We start from the raw sequence: 20,706 nt of genomic DNA on the forward strand, positions 1-20,706 counted from the left end.
CAGGTTGGGAAGTTACAGATTAACCACCGAAAACGCTATATCTTTTGCACCGAATTTCGGCCATTTCTGCCGGGAAATGCAACAAATCACATGCAGTGCATCAATTTTCGTCATTCAGGCAAAGAAAAAGCCGGATGGCTTGGCACCATCCGGCTTTTATCAAGGCGTTTTAACACCCATTATTCAAACTTGTTGGACCGCGGGAAGCCATTTGGCGGCAGGCGCCCTGCCCCCGCCCGTTTGCCAATCCATTCGGCCAGCTCGGTCACAGTCCGGGTACGACCTTCGCTGCCACCCATGGTCCAGCTGAGACCTTCTTCAAGGTTAAACAGGATAAGGTCGGAAAGCCCGCCTTGGCGATATTTCTGCAAGATCACACCGCGGCCACGCGTCATTTCCGGAATTTCCGAAACCGGATAAATCAGCAATTTGCGGTTATCGCCCAGAACGGCAACATGGTCTTGCTCAACCGGCAGGAAGATCTTGGCAACTTCACCAGTTCCAAGGTTAAGCACCTGTTTGCCGTTTTTGGTCTGCGCAACCACTTCTTTCTCGGCCACCAGGAAGCCACGTCCACCGGAACTTGCCACCAGAAGGTTACGGCCTTCCTTGTGCACCACCATCGAAACAATGTCATGTTCCTGCGGCAGATCGATGGAAAGACGGATCGGCTCCCCATGACCACGCCCGCCCGGCAGTTTGTCACACGACATGGTGTAACAACGCCCGGCCGTCGACAGGATCAGAAGCTTGTCAGTGGTAAATGCCTTCAGCGCAAAGCGATGCTCGTCACCATCCTTGAACTTCAGGTCGCTGATATCAGCAACATGGCCCTTAAGCGCACGCACCCAACCCATTTTCGAACAGATCACCGTAATCGGTTCACGTTCGATCAATGCTTCCAGCGGAACTTCGATTTCTTCCGGTGCATCACCAATCTCGGTGCGGCGTTTGCCAATGGCAGTCTTCTTGCCAAAGTTTTCACGCATCACCTCGATCTCGTCGCGGATTTTCTCCCAACGCAGGCTCTCGCTGGCCAGCAGCGCTTCAAGACCCTGCTTTTCCTCGGTCAGTTTGGCATGCTCGTTCTTGATTTCCATCTCTTCGAGCTTGCGCAAAGACCGCAGACGCATGTTAAGGATCGCATCGGCCTGCACTTCGGTCAGGTCAAACGCCTTCATCAACGCGTTTTTCGGCTCATCCTCATAACGGATGATCCGGATCACTTCATCAAGGTTCAGATAGGCAACAAGATAGCCTTCCAACACCTCAAGACGGTGATTGATCTTGGCCAAGCGATGGTTGGAACGACGGATCAGAACGTCCTGACGATGCGCCAGGAATGCGCGCAGAACTTCGCGCAGGTTCATCACACGTGGCGTATTGTCACCATCCAGAACGTTCATGTTCAAGCCAAACCGGATTTCCAGTTCGGTATTCTTGAACAGCATCTCCATCAGGTGTTCCGGTTCAACCGCGCGGGTGCGCGGCTCCAGAACCAGACGAATGATATCAGTCGACTCATCACGCACATCGTTCAAAAGCGGCAATTTCTTTGCCACCATCAGATCGGCGATACGTTCAACCAGCTTGGCTTTCTGAACCTGATAGGGAATTTCGGTAATCACGACCTGGTAAAGACCGTGGCTAAGCTTTTCGACTTCCCATTTCGCACGCAGGCGGAATGATCCACGCCCGGTCGCATAGGCTTCCAGAATGTTTTCACGCGGCTCGACCAGAACACCACCGGTCGGGAAATCCGGACCCGGCACACAACGCACAAGCTGCGCAATCGAAGTTTCCGGATCATCAATCAGTTTGATCAGGGCCGTGCACAGTTCACCGGCATTGTGCGGCGGAATGTTGGTCGCCATACCCACAGCAATGCCCGAGGCCCCGTTGGCCAAAAGGTTCGGGAAAGCAGCCGGCATCACAACCGGTTCTTTTTCCTCGCCGTCATAGGTCGGGCGAAAATCAACAGCATCTTCGTCAAGGCCATCCATCAACGCCGCGGCAACCGCTGTCATGCGGGCCTCGGTGTAACGCATTGCCGCAGCATTATCGCCGTCAATGTTGCCGAAGTTGCCCTGACCATCAACAAGCGGATAACGAACCGCAAAATCCTGTGCCAGACGTACCAGCGCGTCATAGACCGACTGATCACCATGCGGGTGATATTTACCGATCACGTCACCGACAACACGCGCACATTTCTTGAACCCCTGTTCCGGGTTCAGTTTAAGCTGACGCATGGCGTAAAGAAGACGACGATGCACTGGCTTAAGGCCATCACGCACATCAGGCAGGGAACGCGACATGATTGTCGACATCGCATAGGCGAGATATCGTTCGCTCAGCGCGTCTGCAAGCCGGGTTTCCCGGATTTGTCCGGCACTGGCCGGATCGGAAGTCTTGGTGCTCATGAACGATTTTTCTTGTTGCTTGTCAAAATGGACATGTGCAAGTGCGTTCGGAACCGAACACCTTACGTTATTGGCAACATACTACGCCGGGCATGGTCTTGGTCAACATATGGCGCGCAAATTGCCTAATTTATTTTTCTGCTCCGATATCCGTGCGCCAGACATGGCTGACAAGACGGTCGCGCGCAGCAACAGGTTTGATACCTTTTGCCTCGAAAATATCGCGGTGAATGAAGAAACCGGTCAGTTTCAGACCATCGCGCAACTGTTCCAATAAAGACATTTCCTTGCGCGATTGAGACGCCCGCCCAGAAGCAAGAAAGGCTGGCAATGGCAACATGCGGTCGCGATACGCCTGCCCTGATGCCTCACCAACGGCGCGGCCGCTTTTGGGGGATACAAAGGCAAGGTTTTCAGTCTCGTTGGTCGCGGCACATCGATCCAGTGCCAAGCCGTAACCGAGCTCTTCCAGTAACCCGACTTCCCAACGGATATAGGCAGGCAACCATTGCTCGGACTTGAGTGCCGAAATCAACGCGACGGTCCCGCGATAAAGATCCGGATGGGCTTCGCGTTCCGGAAGCGTCGCGTCCAACATCGCACAGGCCGAACTCATCGCCATCAAGGGGCCAGCATGCAACAAAAGATCTGCGGCATGCGCGCCGGTCAATTCACAGCGAAATTGCCCAAGATGCTCGGCCAACCGCGCAGACCACCCCACCCTGATTTCATTGCCGGGTTCAAGGGTGCCACGCATGGATTTGCTGGTCGCGCCGCGCACCAGACCGGCATGGCGGCCATAATCACGGGTCAGGACAGAAAGACGGACTGAATTTTCACCCAGCTTGCGTGTCGAAAGAACGATACCGTCATCCCGCCAATCCATCCGCGTACCTTAGAAAAAGCCACTAGGTACAATGAGGCGGGTGACAAGGAAGAAGAACCCGAGCAGGCAGGACGCAAGACTAAACAACGCCAAACCGAACACAACCTTGCGCAGTATCGGGCGGTTCGGGATTTCTTCGATGGCATCAGACAGCGGATCAGATGAGTCATTACGCATTAGGTCGGGCCTCCACCCGTCATGCGCCAGAAAAGGCCCAGCACAAAGACGGCGATCGCAATCAGAAGTGCAATCAGGTTAAGCGGTTTGTGCAGGAACGATTTTTCACGTTGCACAGACGCACTGGAATTGCGGTTGCGGAACGGACGTCTGGCGACGCGCGCAACAATCATTGCGGCGGCAGCGCCAACAATGATCATGACAATTCCCCAGACGGATCCGATTTCCATTACTTACCCGGCTATTTGTGGTCACTCGGCATGGGACCAGGCAACGCGATCAGGCGTTGTGATCAAGACCCCACATGGCAAAGCGGTTGGGATCATCACCCCAGTTTTCACGCACCTTCACAAACAGGAACAAATGTACCCGGCGTTCGAAAATGGCTTCAAGTTCCTTGCGGGCATCACTGCCAAGCGCCTTGATACGTTTACCACCCTTGCCAAGGATGATCGCCTTCTGGCCTTCACGCTCGACAAAAATGGTCTGTTCAAGCTTGACCGATCCATCCTTGCGCTCTTCCCAAAGCTCGGTCTCGACCGTTGCCGAATAAGGAAGTTCCTGCTGAAGCTGGTAATAAAGCTTTTCACGAGTAATTTCAGCCGCAAGCAGTCGCAGCGGCATATCCGAAACATCGTCTTCCGGGAACATCCAAGGGCCATCGGGCATCTTGGCGGCAAGGAAATTCACCAGATCCTGCGTACCCGCACCCTTTTTGGCCGAAATCATGAAGACGTCGGTAAAGACTTCGTGGGCAAACAGGTCCTGCGACAGACGCAGAAGCTTTTCCTTGTCCGATACCTTGTCGACCTTGTTCAACGCCAGGATCGCCTTGCGGTTCTGTTCCTTAAGCGTCTTGATGATGGCCAGGTCTTCGTCCGTGATGCCGCTTCCGGCATCAATCACCAGAACAACAAGGTCAGCGTCATCTGCCCCATTCCAGGCGGCCTTGACCATCGCACGGTCAAGACGGCGTTTGGGTGCAAAGATGCCCGGCGTATCAATGAAAACAATCTGCGCGTCTTCGGTCATGACGATACCGCGCACGCGCGTTCGTGTCGTCTGGACCTTCGGCGAGACGATGGACACTTTCGTACCAACCAACTGGTTCAAAAGTGTCGATTTGCCAGCATTCGGCGCACCAACGAGGGCCACAAAGCCACAACGTTGCTGATAAGGTAATCTGTCTTCGGCCACCGGTGTGGGAACCTCATTCATCACTAAGTTTATCCAACATCAATTTTGCGGCGAGTTGTTCCGCTTCGCGTTTCGATTTGCCTTCGGCACTGACACTGTCACCGTCGCCGGTCGTCAGTTCGATGGTAAATAACGGCGCGTGGGCCGGGCCTTCACGCCCGACCATCTCGTATTTCGGTAACGGCTTGCCCCGCCCTTGCAGCCATTCCTGCAATTGCGTTTTGGCATCCTGCGGCGGCTTGTTGGCTTCATCCAAAAGCGGCGTCCAAAGCTTTTCAATGAAACGCCGTGCCGGTTCAAGACCACCATCAAGATAGAGTGCGGCAATCACCGCCTCCATGCAATCAGATAAAATCGCCGGATTAGTATCCGCCCCTGCTGCGCGTTCACCCTTGGCCATCTGGATGTGTTCACCCAGTTTGATCTGTTCTGCCACGCGCGCCAAAGTCTCGCGGCGCACCAGTGCAACAAACCGTTTGGCCATGGCACCTTCGCGCTCGCGCCCGAACCGGGTATAAAGCATCTCCGCCACGACAAGACCCAGCACACGGTCGCCAAGGAACTCAAGGCGCTCGTTGCCGCCGCTTAGCATATCCTTGCCCTTGGCGGCACTACGATGGGTCAGTGCCACACGTAAAAGATCTGGATCGGAAAAACCGTGATCAATCTCGGCGATCACCGGCAGGCCGTCGCTCATCAGTTAACCCCCTGGAACAGGCGATCAAAGCGGATGCTGCCAAGGTCATACACCGGCTGAGAGCTGTCCTTGGAATAGAACAGGAATTCAGCACGCCCGACCAGGTTTTCAATCGGAACGAACCGGAAGCGCGACGGGAAGGCACGGCTGTCTGCCGAATTGTCGCGGTTATCACCCATCATGAAGAAATGACCTTCCGGTACGGTGAAAGCTTCGGTGTTGTCGCTGGGTCCTTGATCGCCAAACATCTCAAGAATGCGATGCACACGGCCATTTGGCAGGGTTTCGATATATTGCGGAACTGCGGCCGATCGCCCGCCACCATCGGTCAGAATGTAATCCTCGATACGCTCGCGCTCGATCATCTTGTTGTTGATGTAAAGGCGGCCTTCCTTGACCTGAACCGTATCGCCCGGCAGGCCAATCACACGCTTGATATAATCCTGCGAGGTATCAGACGGCAGTTTGAAGACAACCACATCGCCACGTTCCGGCTCGCTTTCAAACACACGGCCCGGAATGATCGGCAGGCTGAACGGCATGCTGTGCTTCGAATACCCATAAGAGAATTTCGACACAAACAGGTAATCACCAACCAGCAAGGTCGGGATCATCGAGCCAGACGGAATATTGAACGGTTCGAAAGCAAAGGTCCGAACCATAAGTGCAATGACAATGGCCCAGAAAACGGTCTTCAAGGTGTCGAGCAAACCACCCGTTTTCTTCTTATGCACAAGCTTTTCCATTCCGTGTTCAACCAATCAATTTTTGTCAATCTGCCGAAATCACAACGACCGCATTGGCCATCGGATATTCGTCCGTCAGGGTCACATACACAGAGGCAGTTTTCCCATCCGGGGTCAATTCTTCAAGTCGTGCTTGCGCACCTTCAATCAAAACCATATCGGGCTTGCCGCTGGGCTGATGTACCACACCCATGGTGTTATGATAAACACCGCGACGAAAACCGGTCCCAAGCGCCTTTGAACAGGCTTCCTTGGCGGCAAACGCCATGGCCAGCGACGAGGCAGTCCGGTGCGGCTTGCGTTTGGCACGCGCAATCTCGATATCGGTAAAGACACGCTTCATGAAACGCTCACCATGGCGTTGAAGAGTAGCCTCTATCCGACGGATATCGCATAAATCTGTGCCAATCCCAATGATCATTTACGCATAACCTGCCTGCGTGCGTGCTTCATCCATCAAACGGCGCATTTCGGCAATCGCCGCTTCAAGCCCGACAAACACCGCCTCACCAATCAGGAAATGCCCGATATTAAGCTCGGCAATCTCCGGCATGGCGGCAATCGGCTTGACGGTTTCAAAATTCAAGCCGTGACCGGCATGAATTTCAAGTCCGATCCCTGCCCCATATTGCACAGCATGGCGGATACGGTCCAGTTCGCGGGCACGTTCTTCGTCGGCCTTCGCATCGCAATAGGCCCCGGTATGGATTTCCACCACCGGCGCGCCAAGGCTTTTGGCCGCGTCAAGCTGTGCTTCGGATGCCTCGATAAACAATGAAACGCGAATGCCGGCATCACCAAGGTCCGAGACAAACCGTTTAAGATGATTATGCCCACCGGCTACATCCAGCCCGCCTTCGGTGGTGCGTTCTTCGCGTTTTTCCGGCACAAGGCAAACCGCATGCGGCTTGGTCTGAATTGCGATGGCCAGCATTTCATCGGTTGCCGCCATCTCGAAATTCAGCGGCAAATCAACTTCTTCGCGCAGGCGCTGCATATCCGCATCGCGGATATGGCGACGGTCTTCGCGCAAATGCGCGGTGATACCATCCGCACCAGCCGCCTTTGCAAGCTCTGCTGCCCGCACCGGGTCGGGCAAATCGCCGCCGCGGGCGTTTCGAATGGTCGCAACATGGTCAATATTGACCCCGAGGCGCAGCTTCGCATTCATGATGTTTCATCCTGCTTTTTGGTGGCGTGCTTTGCGGCGGTTCCGATCTTTTCCTTGGCACTTTCAAGCATCGGGCCAAGGCCATGGCGTTCGGTCTTTTTCATCCGACGCAAGATGCGGTTATGGCGATAAATCACGACCGCACGGCGGATCGGGAAATAAAACAGTATCCAGATAACAATCGTTGTTGGAATACAGCCAACCACCATCGGCCAGATGATATCAACAATGCTGGCCCAGAGTTGCCCCAGTGCCTGCTGATCACTGACATCCCAGTTGCCGAAAATAAGCCCGCCGCCAACATAGTTCAGGCCCAGGACAACAAATTCCCACAGCACCGCCATATCGAAATGCACTGTCGAACTTGCCGAATGCGCGCCAAGGATCCAGTTGCCGCAGGTATAAAGCCACAACCAGATAAACGGAAACGTCCAGGGATTGCCAACCACTGTGCCCAACAGGGATGCCACCACGTTACTGCGCGTTAAAAGGCTCAGCAGTGTCGATATAACAAAGTGGAACCCGATAAACGGCGTGAAAGACACCGCCGCCCCGATCGCAAAACCCGATGCGATGCTATAGGGCGATCCGGGCAGACGGGCGACGCGATGGGCAAAATACTGTGACGAACGACGCCATCCGCCGCGCGGCCATACCACGTTGCGTACACGCTGAAAGGATGAAGGTTTGCTGCGGCGCCGAAACATGCGGGGTCAGTTCTGGATCTAATCACGTAATGCTGTAAAATCTTGAAGCATATGCGTAAGTGCTGACTGCGCGATTGGCAAGGCTTTTGCGCCAAATTCGCCTAAAAGGTGAAGGCGTTTACAGTTCGCCGTCACCCGCGCGCGCGTTCAACGGCATTGACCACCGGTGTGGCACGCAATGCGGCAATGATATTGGTCAGGTGTTTGACATCGACCACATCGATATCAATCAGCATTTCAAAGAAGTCTGTCGTGCGATTGGTAAAGCGCAGATTGGTGATGTTGCCATGGTTCTTGGCAATCACGCTGGTGATTGAACTGAGCGCCCCCTGCTCATGCCCGACGGTCAATCCAAGGCGACCGATGAAGTGTTCCGGTTCGCCCTCGTTATCCCACCCGACATCAAGCCAACGTTCCGGCTGCTCGGTAAAGGTTTCAAGCGTATCGCAGTCAATCGTATGGATCGTCACACCCTTGCCGGTTGTAACAATCCCGACAATTCGATCCCCCGGCAACGGGTGGCAGCACCCTGCATAATGCACGGCCATACCGGGAATAAGGCCCTTGATCGGGATGGCGTGATCATGTTTGCGGGCGCGCACCTTATCAAGTGGCACAACCTTGCGCGCCGTTTCCTTGTCCTTGGTGCCCGGAAACACGGCATGAACCACTTCACGCCCGGTATGATGCCCGGCCCCGACAAGGGTCAAAAGCGCATCAACCGACGGCTGCTTGAAGATTTTAAGAACCCCTTCCAGCGCCTTGTCGGAATAGTCATAGCCTTCCTGACGGAACGCCTTTTGTAAGATCGCCTTGCCAAGGTCCTTGTACTGGTCTTCCTGCTGCTGGCGGATAAAGCGGCGAATTCGTGCACGGGCCTTGCCGGTAACAACAAACCGTTCCCAAGTCGGATTCGGCGTCTGCGCCTTGGAAGTGACAATCTCGACCTGATCACCGTTATTGAGCACCGTACGCAACGGCACCATCGCCCCATTGACCTTGGCCCCGACGCAAGTATCACCGATGTGGGTATGGATCATATAGGCAAAATCGACCGGGGTCGCGCGCGCCGGAAGGGCGATCACATCCCCCTTCGGGCTAAAGCAGAACACCTGATCCTGGAACATCGCAAGCTTGGTATGTTCAAGGAATTCTTCCGGTTCGGACGCATGTTCCAGAATATCAAGAAGGTCACGCAGCCAACGATACTGCACCCCTTCCTTCTGCTGTCCGGTCGGTGCTTCCTGTTTATAGGCCCAGTGCGCGGCCACACCGTTTTCGTTGACCTCGTGCATCTGGCGGGTGCGGATCTGAACCTCGATCCGGTGATTTTCCGGGCCGAGCACCGTGGTATGGATCGAACGATATCCGTTGGGTTTGGGCGTCGAGATATAATCCTTGAACCGGCCCGGAACCACTTTGTAATTGGCGTGCAGATAGCCCAGCACTTCGTAGCAATTTGGCATGTCATCGACGAGCACGCGAAACGCCATGATGTCAGACAGCTCACCAAAGGTGATGTTCTTGCGCTGCATCTTCTGCCAGATCGAATAGGGCCGCTTTTCGCGCCCGTAAATGTCGACCTTAAGCCCCTGACGCGAAATAACTTCGGTCAGTTCGGAAACAATCCGGCTGACGACGTTGTCATCCTTCTCGCGCAGGAATTCCAGACGGGCAAGGATCGAATCACGTGCTTCGGGATTGATATGCTGGAAGGCCAGATCTTCAAGCTCTTCCTTGATGTCATGCATACCGATGCGCTCGGCAAGCGGGGCATAAATCTCAAGCGTTTCAGCAGCGATCCGCACGCGCTTTTCCGGCTTGGAGATATAATGCAACGTCCGCATGTTGTGCAGTCGGTCGGCAAGCTTGACCAGCAACACGCGAATGTCCTCGGACATCGCCAAAAGCAACTTGCGGAAGTTTTCCGCCTGCTTGGAATCTGCTGATTTAAGCTCGATCTGGGTCAGCTTGGTCACACCATCGACCAGCTTCATGATGTTGGTCCCGAAAAGCTTGGTGATCTCTTCGGGCGTCGCATCGGTATCTTCGATGGTGTCGTGCAGAAGGGCCGTGATGATCGTGTCGCAATCAAGCTTGTAATTGGTCAGAATGCCTGCGACTTCAATCGGATGGGAAAAATACGGGTCACCGGATGCGCGCTTTTGCGAACCGTGCTTCTGGGTCGCATAGACATAGGCCCGGTTCAGCGTGGTTTCGCACGCATCGGGGTCGTATGCCTTAACCCGTTCAACAAGTTCGTATTGCCGCATCATTCAGGGGCGTCTCCGCAGTTTCTCAAGGGGATATAATCCATCCCCTTTCATAAGATAGTACGATCTGGACAAAAAAAAGCCACGGAAGATAAACACCGTGGCTCTTCTTTTGGAAAGGTTCAGATCAAAACCAGTCTGACCTTATTCTTCTTCCGACGGAGCAACAACGCCAGCGGAAGCTTCTTCAACAGCTTCAGCAACCAGTTTCGGACCGAAATCGTCTTCGGTTTCTTCCGGCTCATCGGCTTCAACATGCCGCTGCAGACCCTGCACCATGCCATTTCGCAGATCGTCAAAATCAACCGTTACTTCGGCGATTTCACGCAGCGCAACAACCGGGTTCTTGTCGTTGTCACGATCAATGGTCAGTTCTGCACCGGCCGAGATGTTGCGTGCACGCTGAGCTGCAAGCATTACAAGCTCAAAGCGGTTCGGAATCTTGTCAACGCAATCTTCGACGGTAACGCGCGCCATAAATGTCTCCAGAAATACTTTTGGGGTGTCCAGACCGAGCTTTATAGCGTCGGATCACGTGTGTTGCAACAGCGAAACCACTCTTTCGATCAGGTTTTCGCATGCTTTATCAGCCATTCGTTTGTTTGCGAATCTGCTGATCAGCCGGCAGATCGGAAATCAGATCATCAACGGTGCGGCTCAAAACCGGGTGAACCCAGTCGGCAACCACATCCCGCAAGGGCAGCAAAACAAACGCCCGCTCTGCCATGCGCGGGTGCGGCACCTGAATGCCGCCCTCTTCACGCACCAGTTCCCGGCCATAAGCAATCAGGTCAAGGTCAATGACACGCGCGGCATTGCGTTCCCGCCGGACACGCCCGAATTCGGCCTCAACTTCGTGCAAACGTTCAAGCAGATCGTGCGCAGACAGTTCCGTCGAAATGCGTGCAACACCGTTCACGTACCAGGGCTGATCGGAAATCGGCACCGGTGCGGTTTCATAAAATGACGACACCTGATTGATCGAAATGTCGCCATTTTCGGCCAATCGACGCAGTGCGGCTTTCAATGTTTGTGCAGGCGCACCATATTCTTCAGTAGGCAAATTTGCACCGAAAGCAATCAGGATAGCGTCATCCGCGATCATGCTGGTGTCTGACGGTGAAGAATTGCGCACAAAGAAGACCTTCGGTTCGGTGATTGGGCGTATGACAAGGTTCGGAAAGAAGGGATATCTAAGGGAGCCACCCTGCTCTGTCCACGATATTTTCGCCTTTCTTTGTCCCGGCGCCCACGGTAAACATGAAAGGTCTGTATTTGAAAGTTCCGTATTTTAGGAACTGCATAATTAAATTTGATGTTTGAGGAATTTAACGATGATTTTTTACCCGCAAGAACGCATCGGGTTATTTATCGACGGCTCCAATCTTTATGCCGCTGCCCGTGCCCTTGGTTTTGACATTGATTACAAACGTCTTTTGGATCTTTTCGCCCAGAAAGGTCAGTTGATCCGGGCCTTCTACTACACCGCCCTGATTGAAGATCAGGAATATTCCCCGATCCGCCCGCTTGTCGATTGGCTGGACTATAACGGCTACACCATGGTCACCAAACCGACCAAGGAATTCACCGACGCCGCCGGTCGCCGCAAGATCAAGGGCAACATGGATATCGAGTTGGCAATTGACGTCATGGAAATGGCGCAACACCTTGATCATGTTGTTATTTTCTCGGGCGATGGTGATTTCCGCCGCCTTGTCGACGCCGTGCAGCGCAAAGGTGTGCGCGTCACTGTTGTTTCGACCGTCAAATCAAACCCGCCGATGGTTGCCGACGAATTGCGCCGTCAGGCCGATAACTTTATCGAACTGACCGCCCTTGAAGGCACGATTGCGCGCAAGGTTCAGCAACGCCGCGACGACGATCACCCCGATATCGACGATCATCCGGAACATCCCGATCTCGAAGAATTCGATTACGATTGATCGCGACACCGCGTCGCCCGTCACCCTGCCCTGATCACCACCGGTTACAGCCCGCACTGTAACCGGCAAAACGTCAGACTTGCCATGACCACCTATCAGCAACCCGATATCGATTGTCAGCTTTGCCCGCGCCTTGTGGAATTCCGCCGCAAGAATCAGGAAAAATTTCCCGAATTCTACAACGGGCCGGTGCGTCCGTTCGGGCCGCTTGATGCGCGCCTTCTGATTGTCGGCCTTGCCCCCGGACTTAAGGGGGCCAATGCCACCGGCCGCCCCTTCACCGGCGACTATGCTGGTGATCTGTTGTATGACACGCTTAAAAAGTTCGGCTTTGCCAAGGGCACCTATGACAAACGCCCGGATGACGGTCTTGAACTGCTTGATTGCCGCATCACCAACGCGGTGAAATGCGTGCCCCCGGAAAACAAGCCGACCGGGCCAGAGGCCAATACCTGCCGCCCGTTCCTGATCAGCGAATTTGATGCCATGAAGAACCTGTCGGCCATTCTTTGCCTTGGACAGGTGGCCCATCAGGCGATGCTGCGCACCTTCGGGCTCAAGCTTTCATCGCTGAAATTTGGCCATGGCGCATCGCATAAAATGGAAAATGGCATCACACTGTTTGATAGCTATCACTGTTCGCGCTACAACACCCAGACCTATCGCCTGACGCCAGAGATGTTTGAAAACGTCTTTGCCGGAATTCGCGCACATCTGGACGGTTAATTTGCCCGATACATTGCCCATGCCCGACCTTCTCGACCGACCTGCACAACGTCAGCCGATTGACGTTCTGCAAGAAGTGTTTGGCTATGACAGCTTTCGTGGCCAACAGGCTGAAATCATTGATCATGTTATCGCTGGAAATGATGCACTGGTCCTGATGCCGACCGGTGGCGGCAAGTCGCTCTGCTATCAGGTACCGGCCCTGTGCCGTCCGGGAACGGCTGTTGTCGTGTCCCCGCTGATCGCGTTGATGAAGGATCAGGTCGATGCGCTTAATCAGCTGGGCGTCAAGGCCGCCTTTATCAATTCGACCCTTGCCCCCGATGCCGCGCGCGAGATTGAAACGCGTGCCGTCGATGGTGATATCGATCTTCTCTATGTGGCGCCGGAACGTTTTGCCTCTGACCGGTTCTTGAACCTGCTCGACCGGATCAGCATTTCACTGTTTGCAATTGATGAAGCCCACTGTGTGTCGCAATGGGGCCATGATTTCCGCCCGGAATATCGCCGTCTTGATTTGCTGCCAACACGCTTTGCCCATGTGCCGCGCATTGCGCTGACGGCAACGGCCGATACGCCCACCCGTAAAGACATTGCCGAAAACCTGCATCTGACCGATGCACAGTGCTTTATCACCGGCTTTGACCGCCCGAACATCACCTATCGCATTGAAACCAAGGGCAATGCCAAGCAACGCCTGCTGTCGTTCCTTAATCGCGAACATGCCGAAGATGCCGGGATCGTCTATTGCCTGTCACGGCGCAAAACCGAAGACGTCGCGCAATGGCTTTCGGAAAATGGTCGACCGGCCCTGCCGTATCACGCGGGTCTGGCACAGGAAACACGCCAACTGCATCAGGACCGCTTCCTGCGTGAAGACGGGCTGATCATCTGTGCCACTGTGGCCTTTGGCATGGGGATCGACAAACCCAATGTCCGCTTTGTCGCCCATCTCAACCTGCCCAAAAGCATGGAAGCCTATTATCAGGAAACCGGGCGTGCCGGGCGTGACGGGCTGCCGGCCAATGCGTGGATGAATTACGATCTGTCCGATATCGTTTCGATCCGAAGCATGGTGGCGGGTTCCGACGCGCCCGAAGCCCAGAAACGCATTGAGTCGCGCAAACTCGATGCGCTGGTTGGACTTGCGGAAACCACCCGTTGCCGCCGTCAGGTGATCCTGTCCTATTTTGGCGAAGATCGCCACGAACCCTGCGGCAACTGCGACACCTGCCTTGAACCGGTTGATACCTGGGACGCAACCCAGGCCTCGCGCAAGGCGCTGTCGGCGGTGTATCGCACCGGCCAACGCTTTGGCCCGGCGCATGTGATCGAAGTCCTGATGGGCCGCAAGACCGAAAAAATCCGCCAAAACGGCCATGACAAGCTTTCGGTCTATGCCATTGGCAAGGACATCGCGCAGCCACAATGGCGCTCGGTCTTCCGACAGCTTCTTGCCATGGGATATCTCGAAGTCGATGTCGAAGGACATGGCGGTGTTTATCTGACAGAGGAGTCCCGACCGGTTCTGCGCGGCGAAAAAGTCGTCGAAATGCGCAAAGACCCCGGCGAAAGCAAACGCGCCATGACCAAGCGTCTGCGCGATTTCGATACCGAATTCGAAAACGAGGAAGACCGCGATCTTTGGGAACGTTTGCGCACGCTCCGCCGCGAACTGGCAACCAGCCAGAATGTGCCGCCCTATGTGATCTTCAGCGACCGGACACTTTGGGAAATGGTGCGTTTCAAGCCCCGCACCCTTGAAGATATGGCATCCATCAACGGTGTCGGCGTCAAAAAGCTTGATCAGTACGGATTGGCATTTCTTGATGTCATGGACGGACGGCGGTAACCCGCCGTCCCGTCATCAAATCGTCTTTTGGCAATTTGGCCTTAAAGGCTTGCGCGAATGGCGCTGACAATTTCCTCGTCTTCCGGCTTGGTCCGGCTGTCAAAGCTTTGAATAAGCTTGCCATCGCGGCCAATCAGATATTTGTGGAAATTCCATTGCGGGGCGTTTTCCGCCCCCAATTCCTGCTCAGCCCACTTATAGAACGGGTGCGCATCCGGACCTTTGACCGTGGTCTTTGATGTCAGCGGGAAGTCGACATCAAAATTGACCTCACAGAAATCAAGGATATCGGCATCCTCGCTATATTCCTGCCCGCCAAAATCGGCCGACGGGACGCCAAGGACAACAAGCCCCTCGTCACGGTAATCTTCCCACAGTTTCTGCAGGCCGGTATATTGTGGCGTAAACCCACACATCGAGGCGGTATTTACCAGCAAAACGACTTTGTCGTTATACTCTGAAAGATGGATTTCACCGGCATCAATCGCCGGGAAAGAAAAGTCGTATGCAGATGGCGCATCATCCGATGCCATTGTCTCCCTCCAGGACAAACTCACGACAACAATAGTAAAGACAAAGAATACAACGAATTGCCGCCTATTCATAGCGCTCCTCCGTCCATGGGTCGGCATTGTTGTGATATCCGCGTTCTTCCCAGAAGCCCGGCTTGTCATCGCGGGCAAAGGTGATCTTTTTTACCCATTTGGCACTTTTCCAGAAATAAAGCTTCGGGATCACAACACGCAGCGGCCCGCCATGTTCTTCACTCAGCGGCTCGCCCTCCCAATGATGGGCCAACAGCACGTCATCATCCAGAAACTGTTCGATCCGAACATTGGTCGTATAGCCGTCATGGGCGGTAAACAGGACGTGACGCGCAGCAGGTAATGGATCAACAAGCTCTGCCAGGGTTTTGGCCAACACGCCCTGCCAATGATTTTCGTATCGCGACCAACTGGTCACACAGTGAATGTCGTTTTTGGCTGTGACATGCGGCAAATCAAGCAGATCGGAAAAGCTCAGTGTCATCGGCTTTCTGACCTGGCCGTTAATTTCAAGCTGATAGTCATCCGCTGACACATGCGGCGTGATGCCAAGATCCAGAACCGGCCAATCCGTGACAAGACGCTGGCCCGGCGGCAAACGGTTCGCACGTTCGGTGTCCGGTGCACCGGTCATCAAGCGCCCGTCTTCGGCCCACTTGCGCTTGGCCGCGATCAGTTTGTCTTTGATCTTGCCTGAAAAGCTCTCGGTCACTGGATATTCCTTGGTTGATGATCGACATACGAAAAATGGCGCCAACATGTTCACCATGTCAGCGCCATTTAATCTCTTTTCACACGGCTACGGCAAGTCACATGCCCGCGACCGATCTTTCAATCAGCCAAAGTCGCGCATCAAACGCGCCTTGTCGCGCTGCCAGTCACGTTCTTTGACCGCTTCACGCTTGTCAGCCTTTTTCTTGCCCTCGGCGATGGCCAGTTCAAGTTTCGCTATACCGCGCTCATTGAAATACAGCTTGACCGGAACAAGGGTGAAACCCTTCTTGTTCAGGGCATCATGCATCTTGGTGATTTCACGCTTATGCAAAAGCAGCTTACGCGGTCGGCGCTCTTCGTGGCCAAACGGCATTTTGCTTTGATATTCAGGGATATAAGCGTTGATCAGCCACACTTCACCGTTCTTCGCTTCGGCATAGGATTCCTGAATATTCCCTTTGCCATCGCGAAGTGATTTGACTTCGGTACCGCGCAGGGCGATGCCAGCTTCAAACGTTTCCGTCAGGAAAAAGTCAAAGCGGGCCCGCCGGTTCTGCGCGACAATCTTGTTGTTACTTGTTTCTTTCTTGGGTGCCATAAGACGCTTGTTATCGCTTACTGGCCGAGAATACCAGCATTCTTAAGTGCGGCTTCGACCTTGCGTTTGGATTCTTCGGCAATCTCGACCATAGGCAAACGCATATGGCTGCCACACAGGCCAAGAAGCTCTGCTGCGTATTTCACCGGTCCGGGGCTGGACTCACAGAACATCGCCTTGTGAACCGGCATCAGTCGATAGTTCAACTCCTGAACTTTCGAAATGTTCCCCGCAGCCCAGGCCGTATGCAGATCCGCACACAGTTTCGGCGCGATGTTCGATGTGACGGAAATGCAGCCATGACCACCCTGTGCGAGGAACGGCACAATGGTGCCGTCTTCCCCCGACAACTGGCAGAAATCGGCACCCGCCGCCAGGCGGGTCAATGCCGGACGTTCCAGATCGCTGGTCGCATCCTTAACACCGACAATGCGCGGCAATTTGGCCAACTGCGCCATGGTGTCGACATTCATATCAACGATCGAACGGCCCGGAATGTTATAAATAATAATCGGGATATCGGTCGCGTCATGAATTGCCTTGTAATGCGCATACAGGCCTTTCTGGGTCGGCTTGTTGTAATACGGCGTTACCACAAGTGCGGCATCCGCACCGGCATTCTGCGCATGACGGGTCAGCGACACCGCTTCTGCGGTCGAATTCGAACCCGTGCCTGCAATCACAGGACCGCGGCCTTTGGCAACTTCAAGTGCCAGTTCGACAACGCGATGATGCTCGGCATGGCTAAGGGTCGGAGATTCACCAGTGGTTCCGACAGGCACAACACCTGTCGTGCCCTGTTTAAGCTGCCAATCCACAAAAGACTGGAACGCCTTTTCATCAATCGCACCATCTTGCGTGAATGGTGTGATCAAAGCTGTGATTGAACCCTTAAACATAGAGATCTCCAAATTCGGGATATATTGAAAGCGGTCGCGAAAATAGCCGCTGTTGGGGTTTCCCGCAAGCACTGTATCCAATAATCCGAGCGATCCGGGATCGGGTCTGAAAATTCCCGTCAGGACTGTTTGGCTTTTATCAATTTCGCTGCCATAATGCCCGGCTCGAGAGAGCATTCGTTGCCGCAAGGCACAAGGGGAACATCACATGGCGCAAGCGTCTTTCCGCAAGATTTCGATCTGCGCATTGGCACTGGGCTTTTCGATCTTGATACCAGGCAGTTATCAGGTGCAGGCCGCAACGAATGAAGACAACGTTCTTCAGACGCAGCCGCCCTCGCCGCTGTATTCTGCTGTCAGCCGGGCGCGCCTGAACGCCTTTCTGGACGCGGTTGAAGATGGCAAGACCGACATTTTCGAACAACTCCTGACTAATTTTGATGATCCCCTGCTGCAAAAGGCAGCGGAATGGATGCTGCTGACCGCCCCCAATTCCGGGCACAGCTTCGAAGAAATCACCGCCTTCATCGATGCCCATCCGAAATGGCCCAATCAGGCGCTGCTAAGACAGCGCGCCGAAGAAGCCATGACCGATGCCGTGCCCGATGAAGAAATCCTTGCATGGTTCAAACGATCCGCCCCGGTGACGGCTGATGGCGCAACCCGCCAGATCAAGGCGTTGCTGGGTGCCGGACAGGAATCGGCGGCCATCGCACTGGTCCGTAACAGCTGGATTAACGAGAATTTCGGCAGCGGCCAGGAACGCCGCTTCCTTGATCGCTACGGCCAGTACATTGATCAGGAAACCCACCAACAGCGCCTTGATCGCCTGTTATGGGAAGGTCGCCTGACGACTGCCGCACGCATGATGAAATATGTCAGCGACGATTACCGTCGCCTGGCCGAGGCCCGCGCCGCCCTTCGCGCCATGAGTGGCGGTGTTGACGGTGCGATCAATCGTGTTCCGGAAAAATACCGCGACGATCCCGGCCTGATTTACGAACGTGTGCGCTGGCGCCGCAAGAAGGACCGCGATCAGGATGCGCGTGATCTTCTGCTCTCGCAGGCTAATGACCTCGCCTATATCTCGATCCGGCCGCAATACTGGTGGCTGGAAAAGGCCATTCTGGCCCGCCGCGCCCTGCAAAAGGGCCATATCACAGATGCCTACCGTCTGGTCGCCAACCATGGGCAGGTTGATCCGGGCGATATCGCCGAGGCAGAATGGTATGCCGGTTGGATCGCGCTTGAATTTTTGGGCGATGCCGACATCGCGCTGACCCATTTCCAGAACCTTTATGATGTCGTTCAATATCCAATCAGCCTGTCGCGCGGCTCTTACTGGGCCGGGCGCGCCAACGAGGCGCTTGGCGATCAGAAACGCGCCAAGGAATGGTACGCAATCGCGGCTGAACATGCCCATACCTTCTATGGGCAGCTTGCCATCGACAAACTGGGCAGCAAGCCATCCTATTCGGTTGAACAACCGGTCCCGACCGCCGAACAACGCGCAGAATTCGAAGCACAGGAACTGACCCAGGTCGTTCGCAAGCTTGGCGCAATGGGCCTTGGCAACATCATTCGCCCTTTCATCATGGCACTGGTTTACGAACATGATGAACCGGAATACCTCGCCATGGCGACCGATCTGGCGCGCGAATATGGCCGCACCGATCTGGGCATTCTTGCCGCCAAGCGCAGCATCCGGACTGGCAGCGGTTATCTTGATGCCGCCTACCCGATCCATGAACAGGTTCCGCTGGGCCGTGCCCCGGATCCGGCACTGGTCCATGCGATCATGCGTCAGGAAAGCCTGTTTAATCCGCAGGCGGTCTCGTCTGCTGGCGCACGTGGTCTGATGCAGTTGATGCCCGCCACGGCAAAACGTATGGCACAGTCGCTCAAGCTTGATTACGACACCGATCGCCTGATCGAGGATCCGTCCTTCAACATCGCAGTTGGCCGCGCGTATCTCAGCCGCCTTCTTGATCGTTGGGATGGCCAGGAAGTCCTGACGATTGCCAGTTACAATGCCGGGCCGACCCGTGTGCGCCAATGGATCAACGAATATGGCGATCCGCGTGACCCGGATGTCGATCTGGTCGACTGGATCGAAATGATCCCCTATAGCGAAACCCGAAATTACGTTCAGCGTGTGATGGAAGGAACTTATGTCTATCGCCGGCGTTTTGCCCGGGACGAGATCGCAATGGGCCAAAGCGACGCAGCACAGGATACCGAATAAGGACAGTCGGGGGTCTCTTCCGCCTGTCCTGATTTGTGCCTGCGCGCAATTGCCCATATTTGATCAACACTGCTTGTCAGAAGAGGTCAGCAATATGTCCGATAACGCACTGTCTTCCTGCCGTGCTTTTGTTTTCGATGCCTATGGCACCCTGTTTGATGTCGGCTCCGCCGTCGCAAAACTACGCGACAACGTCGGCGACGAGGCAGACCGCCTTTCATCCCTCTGGCGACAAAAGCAACTTGAATATACCTGGCTGCGCAGTCTGATGGGGGACTTTGCCGATTTCTGGACTGTAACCGGTGATGCGCTGGATTATGCGCTTGATCAGATTGGCAAAAAGGATCCGGTTCTGCGTGCCAAGCTGATGGAAACCTATCTGTCGCTTGATACCTTCCCGGAAGTGGTCGAAACGCTGAAAACGCTTAAAAGTCAGGGCCACAAGCTTGCCATCCTCTCAAACGGTGCCAAGCATATGCTGATCTCGGCAGCCAAATCGTCGGGCATTCTGTCGCTGTTTGATCAGATCATCTGTGTTGACGATCTTAAAACCTACAAGCCGCACCCGGATGTTTATCAGCTTGCCGTCGACAAGCTTGAAGTCGAACCGGCCGAGATTTCATTCCAGTCTTCGAACGGCTGGGATATTGCCGGGGCCGGACATTTCGGTTTCCGCACCGCCTGGATCAATCGCGCGCATAGCCCGGCCGAACGCCTGTCGCATACCGCCGATGTGGTGCTGAACGGCCTTGATGAGTTGCTGCCACTGGTTGGCGAACCGCAAAAGGCATAACGCCGGGCAGCTCCAATCACGCCCAAACATGAAAAAGGCAGGCCCGAAACCGGTGCCTGCCTTTTTTCTTTGCTGCCGGTTTTGCGCATGGCCGGACCCGCCACCTAAAAACCG

Annotated in this window: 22 protein-coding genes; 5 read left to right on the forward strand and 17 right to left on the reverse strand. The window is 54.7% G+C overall.

Annotated elements, in window-relative coordinates; translation table 11 throughout:
• Window positions 1-179: 179 nt before the first annotated feature.
• The 13 genes from parC to folK form a co-directional block, all read right to left on the reverse strand.
• Complete coding sequence (parC, locus tag TH4_RS13175) at window positions 180-2,423, reverse strand: DNA topoisomerase IV subunit A (protein ID WP_008891140.1); 2,244 nt, start codon at window positions 2,421-2,423, stop codon at window positions 180-182.
• A gap of 130 nt (window positions 2,424-2,553) precedes the next feature.
• Window positions 2,554-3,309 carry a DNA repair protein RecO gene (gene recO / locus TH4_RS13180; protein ID WP_064781456.1) on the reverse strand — a complete coding sequence of 252 codons (756 nt, stop codon included), beginning with the start codon at window positions 3,307-3,309 and terminating at the stop codon, window positions 2,554-2,556.
• A 9-nt stretch (window positions 3,310-3,318) separates the two neighbouring features.
• Window positions 3,319-3,486, reverse strand: coding sequence for a hypothetical protein (locus tag TH4_RS20665; protein WP_156518943.1), 168 nt, complete (start codon window positions 3,484-3,486; stop codon window positions 3,319-3,321).
• Window positions 3,486-3,716, reverse strand: a complete 231-nt coding sequence (locus tag TH4_RS13185; RefSeq protein ID WP_008891142.1) for a hypothetical protein — start codon at window positions 3,714-3,716, stop codon at window positions 3,486-3,488. Before TH4_RS13185 ends, TH4_RS20665 begins: the two co-directional genes overlap by 1 nt.
• 49 nt (window positions 3,717-3,765) lie before the next feature.
• The gene (gene era, locus TH4_RS13190; RefSeq protein ID WP_008891143.1) at window positions 3,766-4,704 is read right to left on the reverse strand and encodes a GTPase Era; all 939 of its coding nucleotides are present in this window, start codon (window positions 4,702-4,704) and stop codon (window positions 3,766-3,768) included.
• Window positions 4,697-5,380, reverse strand: coding sequence for a ribonuclease III (gene rnc, locus TH4_RS13195; protein WP_008891144.1), 684 nt, complete (start codon window positions 5,378-5,380; stop codon window positions 4,697-4,699). Before rnc ends, era begins: the two co-directional genes overlap by 8 nt.
• The gene (lepB, locus tag TH4_RS13200) at window positions 5,380-6,126 is read right to left on the reverse strand and encodes a signal peptidase I (protein WP_008891145.1); all 747 of its coding nucleotides are present in this window, start codon (window positions 6,124-6,126) and stop codon (window positions 5,380-5,382) included. Before lepB ends, rnc begins: the two co-directional genes overlap by 1 nt.
• 25 nt (window positions 6,127-6,151) lie before the next feature.
• Window positions 6,152-6,547 (reverse strand): holo-ACP synthase, encoded by a 396-nt coding sequence (gene acpS, locus TH4_RS13205; protein WP_064781457.1) that lies wholly within the window; start codon window positions 6,545-6,547, stop codon window positions 6,152-6,154.
• A complete protein-coding gene (locus TH4_RS13210) occupies window positions 6,548-7,297 on the reverse strand; it encodes a pyridoxine 5'-phosphate synthase (RefSeq protein WP_064781458.1) in 750 nt (249 codons plus the stop codon). It lies immediately after the preceding gene.
• Window positions 7,294-7,956, reverse strand: a complete 663-nt coding sequence (locus TH4_RS13215; protein WP_231959728.1) for a DUF2062 domain-containing protein — start codon at window positions 7,954-7,956, stop codon at window positions 7,294-7,296. Before TH4_RS13215 ends, TH4_RS13210 begins: the two co-directional genes overlap by 4 nt.
• A gap of 179 nt (window positions 7,957-8,135) precedes the next feature.
• Complete coding sequence (locus TH4_RS13220) at window positions 8,136-10,280, reverse strand: RelA/SpoT family protein (RefSeq protein ID WP_063089421.1); 2,145 nt, start codon at window positions 10,278-10,280, stop codon at window positions 8,136-8,138.
• 141 nt (window positions 10,281-10,421) lie between these two features.
• The gene (rpoZ, locus tag TH4_RS13225; RefSeq protein ID WP_008891150.1) at window positions 10,422-10,754 is read right to left on the reverse strand and encodes a DNA-directed RNA polymerase subunit omega; all 333 of its coding nucleotides are present in this window, start codon (window positions 10,752-10,754) and stop codon (window positions 10,422-10,424) included.
• Between the two features lie 109 nt (window positions 10,755-10,863).
• Window positions 10,864-11,412, reverse strand: coding sequence for a 2-amino-4-hydroxy-6-hydroxymethyldihydropteridine diphosphokinase (folK, locus tag TH4_RS13230; RefSeq protein ID WP_083997102.1), 549 nt, complete (start codon window positions 11,410-11,412; stop codon window positions 10,864-10,866).
• Between the two features lie 199 nt (window positions 11,413-11,611).
• Here folK and TH4_RS13240 point away from each other — a divergent pair, with 199 nt between their 5' ends.
• From TH4_RS13240 to recQ, 3 genes are all read left to right on the forward strand, one after another.
• Complete coding sequence (locus TH4_RS13240; RefSeq protein ID WP_008891152.1) at window positions 11,612-12,220, forward strand: LabA-like NYN domain-containing protein; 609 nt, start codon at window positions 11,612-11,614, stop codon at window positions 12,218-12,220.
• An 84-nt stretch (window positions 12,221-12,304) separates the two neighbouring features.
• Window positions 12,305-12,946: a uracil-DNA glycosylase gene (locus TH4_RS13245; protein ID WP_064781461.1), complete on the forward strand. Its 642-nt coding sequence runs from the start codon at window positions 12,305-12,307 to the stop codon at window positions 12,944-12,946.
• A gap of 19 nt (window positions 12,947-12,965) precedes the next feature.
• On the forward strand, window positions 12,966-14,798 hold the full coding sequence (gene recQ / locus TH4_RS13250) for a DNA helicase RecQ (RefSeq protein WP_064781462.1): 1,833 nt from the start codon (window positions 12,966-12,968) through the stop codon (window positions 14,796-14,798).
• A 41-nt stretch (window positions 14,799-14,839) separates the two neighbouring features.
• On the opposite strand, the gene TH4_RS13255 is transcribed toward recQ, so the two are convergent.
• The 4 genes from TH4_RS13255 to dapA form a co-directional block, all read right to left on the reverse strand.
• A complete protein-coding gene (locus TH4_RS13255; protein WP_008891155.1) occupies window positions 14,840-15,331 on the reverse strand; it encodes a glutathione peroxidase in 492 nt (163 codons plus the stop codon).
• 64 nt (window positions 15,332-15,395) lie between these two features.
• A complete protein-coding gene (locus TH4_RS13260; RefSeq protein WP_157097756.1) occupies window positions 15,396-16,055 on the reverse strand; it encodes a sulfite oxidase-like oxidoreductase in 660 nt (219 codons plus the stop codon).
• 123 nt (window positions 16,056-16,178) lie between these two features.
• Entirely contained in the window at window positions 16,179-16,655 is a 477-nt protein-coding gene (smpB, locus tag TH4_RS13265) for an SsrA-binding protein SmpB (RefSeq protein ID WP_008891158.1), read from the reverse strand.
• Window positions 16,656-16,672: 17 nt separating this feature from the next.
• Window positions 16,673-17,554, reverse strand: a complete 882-nt coding sequence (gene dapA / locus TH4_RS13270) for a 4-hydroxy-tetrahydrodipicolinate synthase (protein WP_064781463.1) — start codon at window positions 17,552-17,554, stop codon at window positions 16,673-16,675.
• A 208-nt stretch (window positions 17,555-17,762) separates the two neighbouring features.
• Here dapA and TH4_RS13275 point away from each other — a divergent pair, with 208 nt between their 5' ends.
• Both TH4_RS13275 and TH4_RS13280 read left to right on the forward strand, forming a co-directional pair.
• Entirely contained in the window at window positions 17,763-19,799 is a 2,037-nt protein-coding gene (locus tag TH4_RS13275) for a lytic transglycosylase domain-containing protein (RefSeq protein WP_064781464.1), read from the forward strand.
• Window positions 19,800-19,893: 94 nt separating this feature from the next.
• On the forward strand, window positions 19,894-20,592 hold the full coding sequence (locus TH4_RS13280; protein WP_064781465.1) for a haloacid dehalogenase type II: 699 nt from the start codon (window positions 19,894-19,896) through the stop codon (window positions 20,590-20,592).
• Window positions 20,593-20,706: the final 114 nt, after the last annotated feature.

This window comes from Thalassospira tepidiphila MCCC 1A03514 (assembly GCF_001662875.1).
Taxonomy (GTDB): domain Bacteria; phylum Pseudomonadota; class Alphaproteobacteria; order Rhodospirillales; family Thalassospiraceae; genus Thalassospira; species Thalassospira tepidiphila.

Excerpts from the sequence above, each read along its gene's own strand:
- parC (WP_008891140.1), bottom strand. The coding sequence starts at position 2,423 with ATGAGCACCAAGACTTCCGATCCGGCCAGTGCCGGACAAATCCGGGAA.
- recO (WP_064781456.1), bottom strand. The coding sequence starts at position 3,309 with ATGGATTGGCGGGATGACGGTATCGTTCTTTCGACACGCAAGCTGGGT.
- TH4_RS20665 (WP_156518943.1), bottom strand. The coding sequence starts at position 3,486 with ATGCGTAATGACTCATCTGATCCGCTGTCTGATGCCATCGAAGAAATC.
- TH4_RS13185 (WP_008891142.1), bottom strand. The coding sequence starts at position 3,716 with ATGGAAATCGGATCCGTCTGGGGAATTGTCATGATCATTGTTGGCGCT.
- era (WP_008891143.1), bottom strand. The coding sequence starts at position 4,704 with ATGAATGAGGTTCCCACACCGGTGGCCGAAGACAGATTACCTTATCAG.
- rnc (WP_008891144.1), bottom strand. The coding sequence starts at position 5,380 with ATGAGCGACGGCCTGCCGGTGATCGCCGAGATTGATCACGGTTTTTCC.
- lepB (WP_008891145.1), bottom strand. The coding sequence starts at position 6,126 with ATGGAAAAGCTTGTGCATAAGAAGAAAACGGGTGGTTTGCTCGACACC.
- acpS (WP_064781457.1), bottom strand. The coding sequence starts at position 6,547 with ATGATCATTGGGATTGGCACAGATTTATGCGATATCCGTCGGATAGAG.
- TH4_RS13210 (WP_064781458.1), bottom strand. The coding sequence starts at position 7,297 with ATGAATGCGAAGCTGCGCCTCGGGGTCAATATTGACCATGTTGCGACC.
- TH4_RS13220 (WP_063089421.1), bottom strand. The coding sequence starts at position 10,280 with ATGATGCGGCAATACGAACTTGTTGAACGGGTTAAGGCATACGACCCC.
- rpoZ (WP_008891150.1), bottom strand. The coding sequence starts at position 10,754 with ATGGCGCGCGTTACCGTCGAAGATTGCGTTGACAAGATTCCGAACCGC.
- TH4_RS13240 (WP_008891152.1), top strand. The coding sequence starts at position 11,612 with ATGATTTTTTACCCGCAAGAACGCATCGGGTTATTTATCGACGGCTCC.
- TH4_RS13245 (WP_064781461.1), top strand. The coding sequence starts at position 12,305 with ATGACCACCTATCAGCAACCCGATATCGATTGTCAGCTTTGCCCGCGC.
- recQ (WP_064781462.1), top strand. The coding sequence starts at position 12,966 with ATGCCCGACCTTCTCGACCGACCTGCACAACGTCAGCCGATTGACGTT.
- TH4_RS13255 (WP_008891155.1), bottom strand. The coding sequence starts at position 15,331 with ATGGCATCGGATGATGCGCCATCTGCATACGACTTTTCTTTCCCGGCG.
- smpB (WP_008891158.1), bottom strand. The coding sequence starts at position 16,655 with ATGGCACCCAAGAAAGAAACAAGTAACAACAAGATTGTCGCGCAGAAC.
- dapA (WP_064781463.1), bottom strand. The coding sequence starts at position 17,554 with ATGTTTAAGGGTTCAATCACAGCTTTGATCACACCATTCACGCAAGAT.
- TH4_RS13275 (WP_064781464.1), top strand. The coding sequence starts at position 17,763 with ATGGCGCAAGCGTCTTTCCGCAAGATTTCGATCTGCGCATTGGCACTG.
- TH4_RS13280 (WP_064781465.1), top strand. The coding sequence starts at position 19,894 with ATGTCCGATAACGCACTGTCTTCCTGCCGTGCTTTTGTTTTCGATGCC.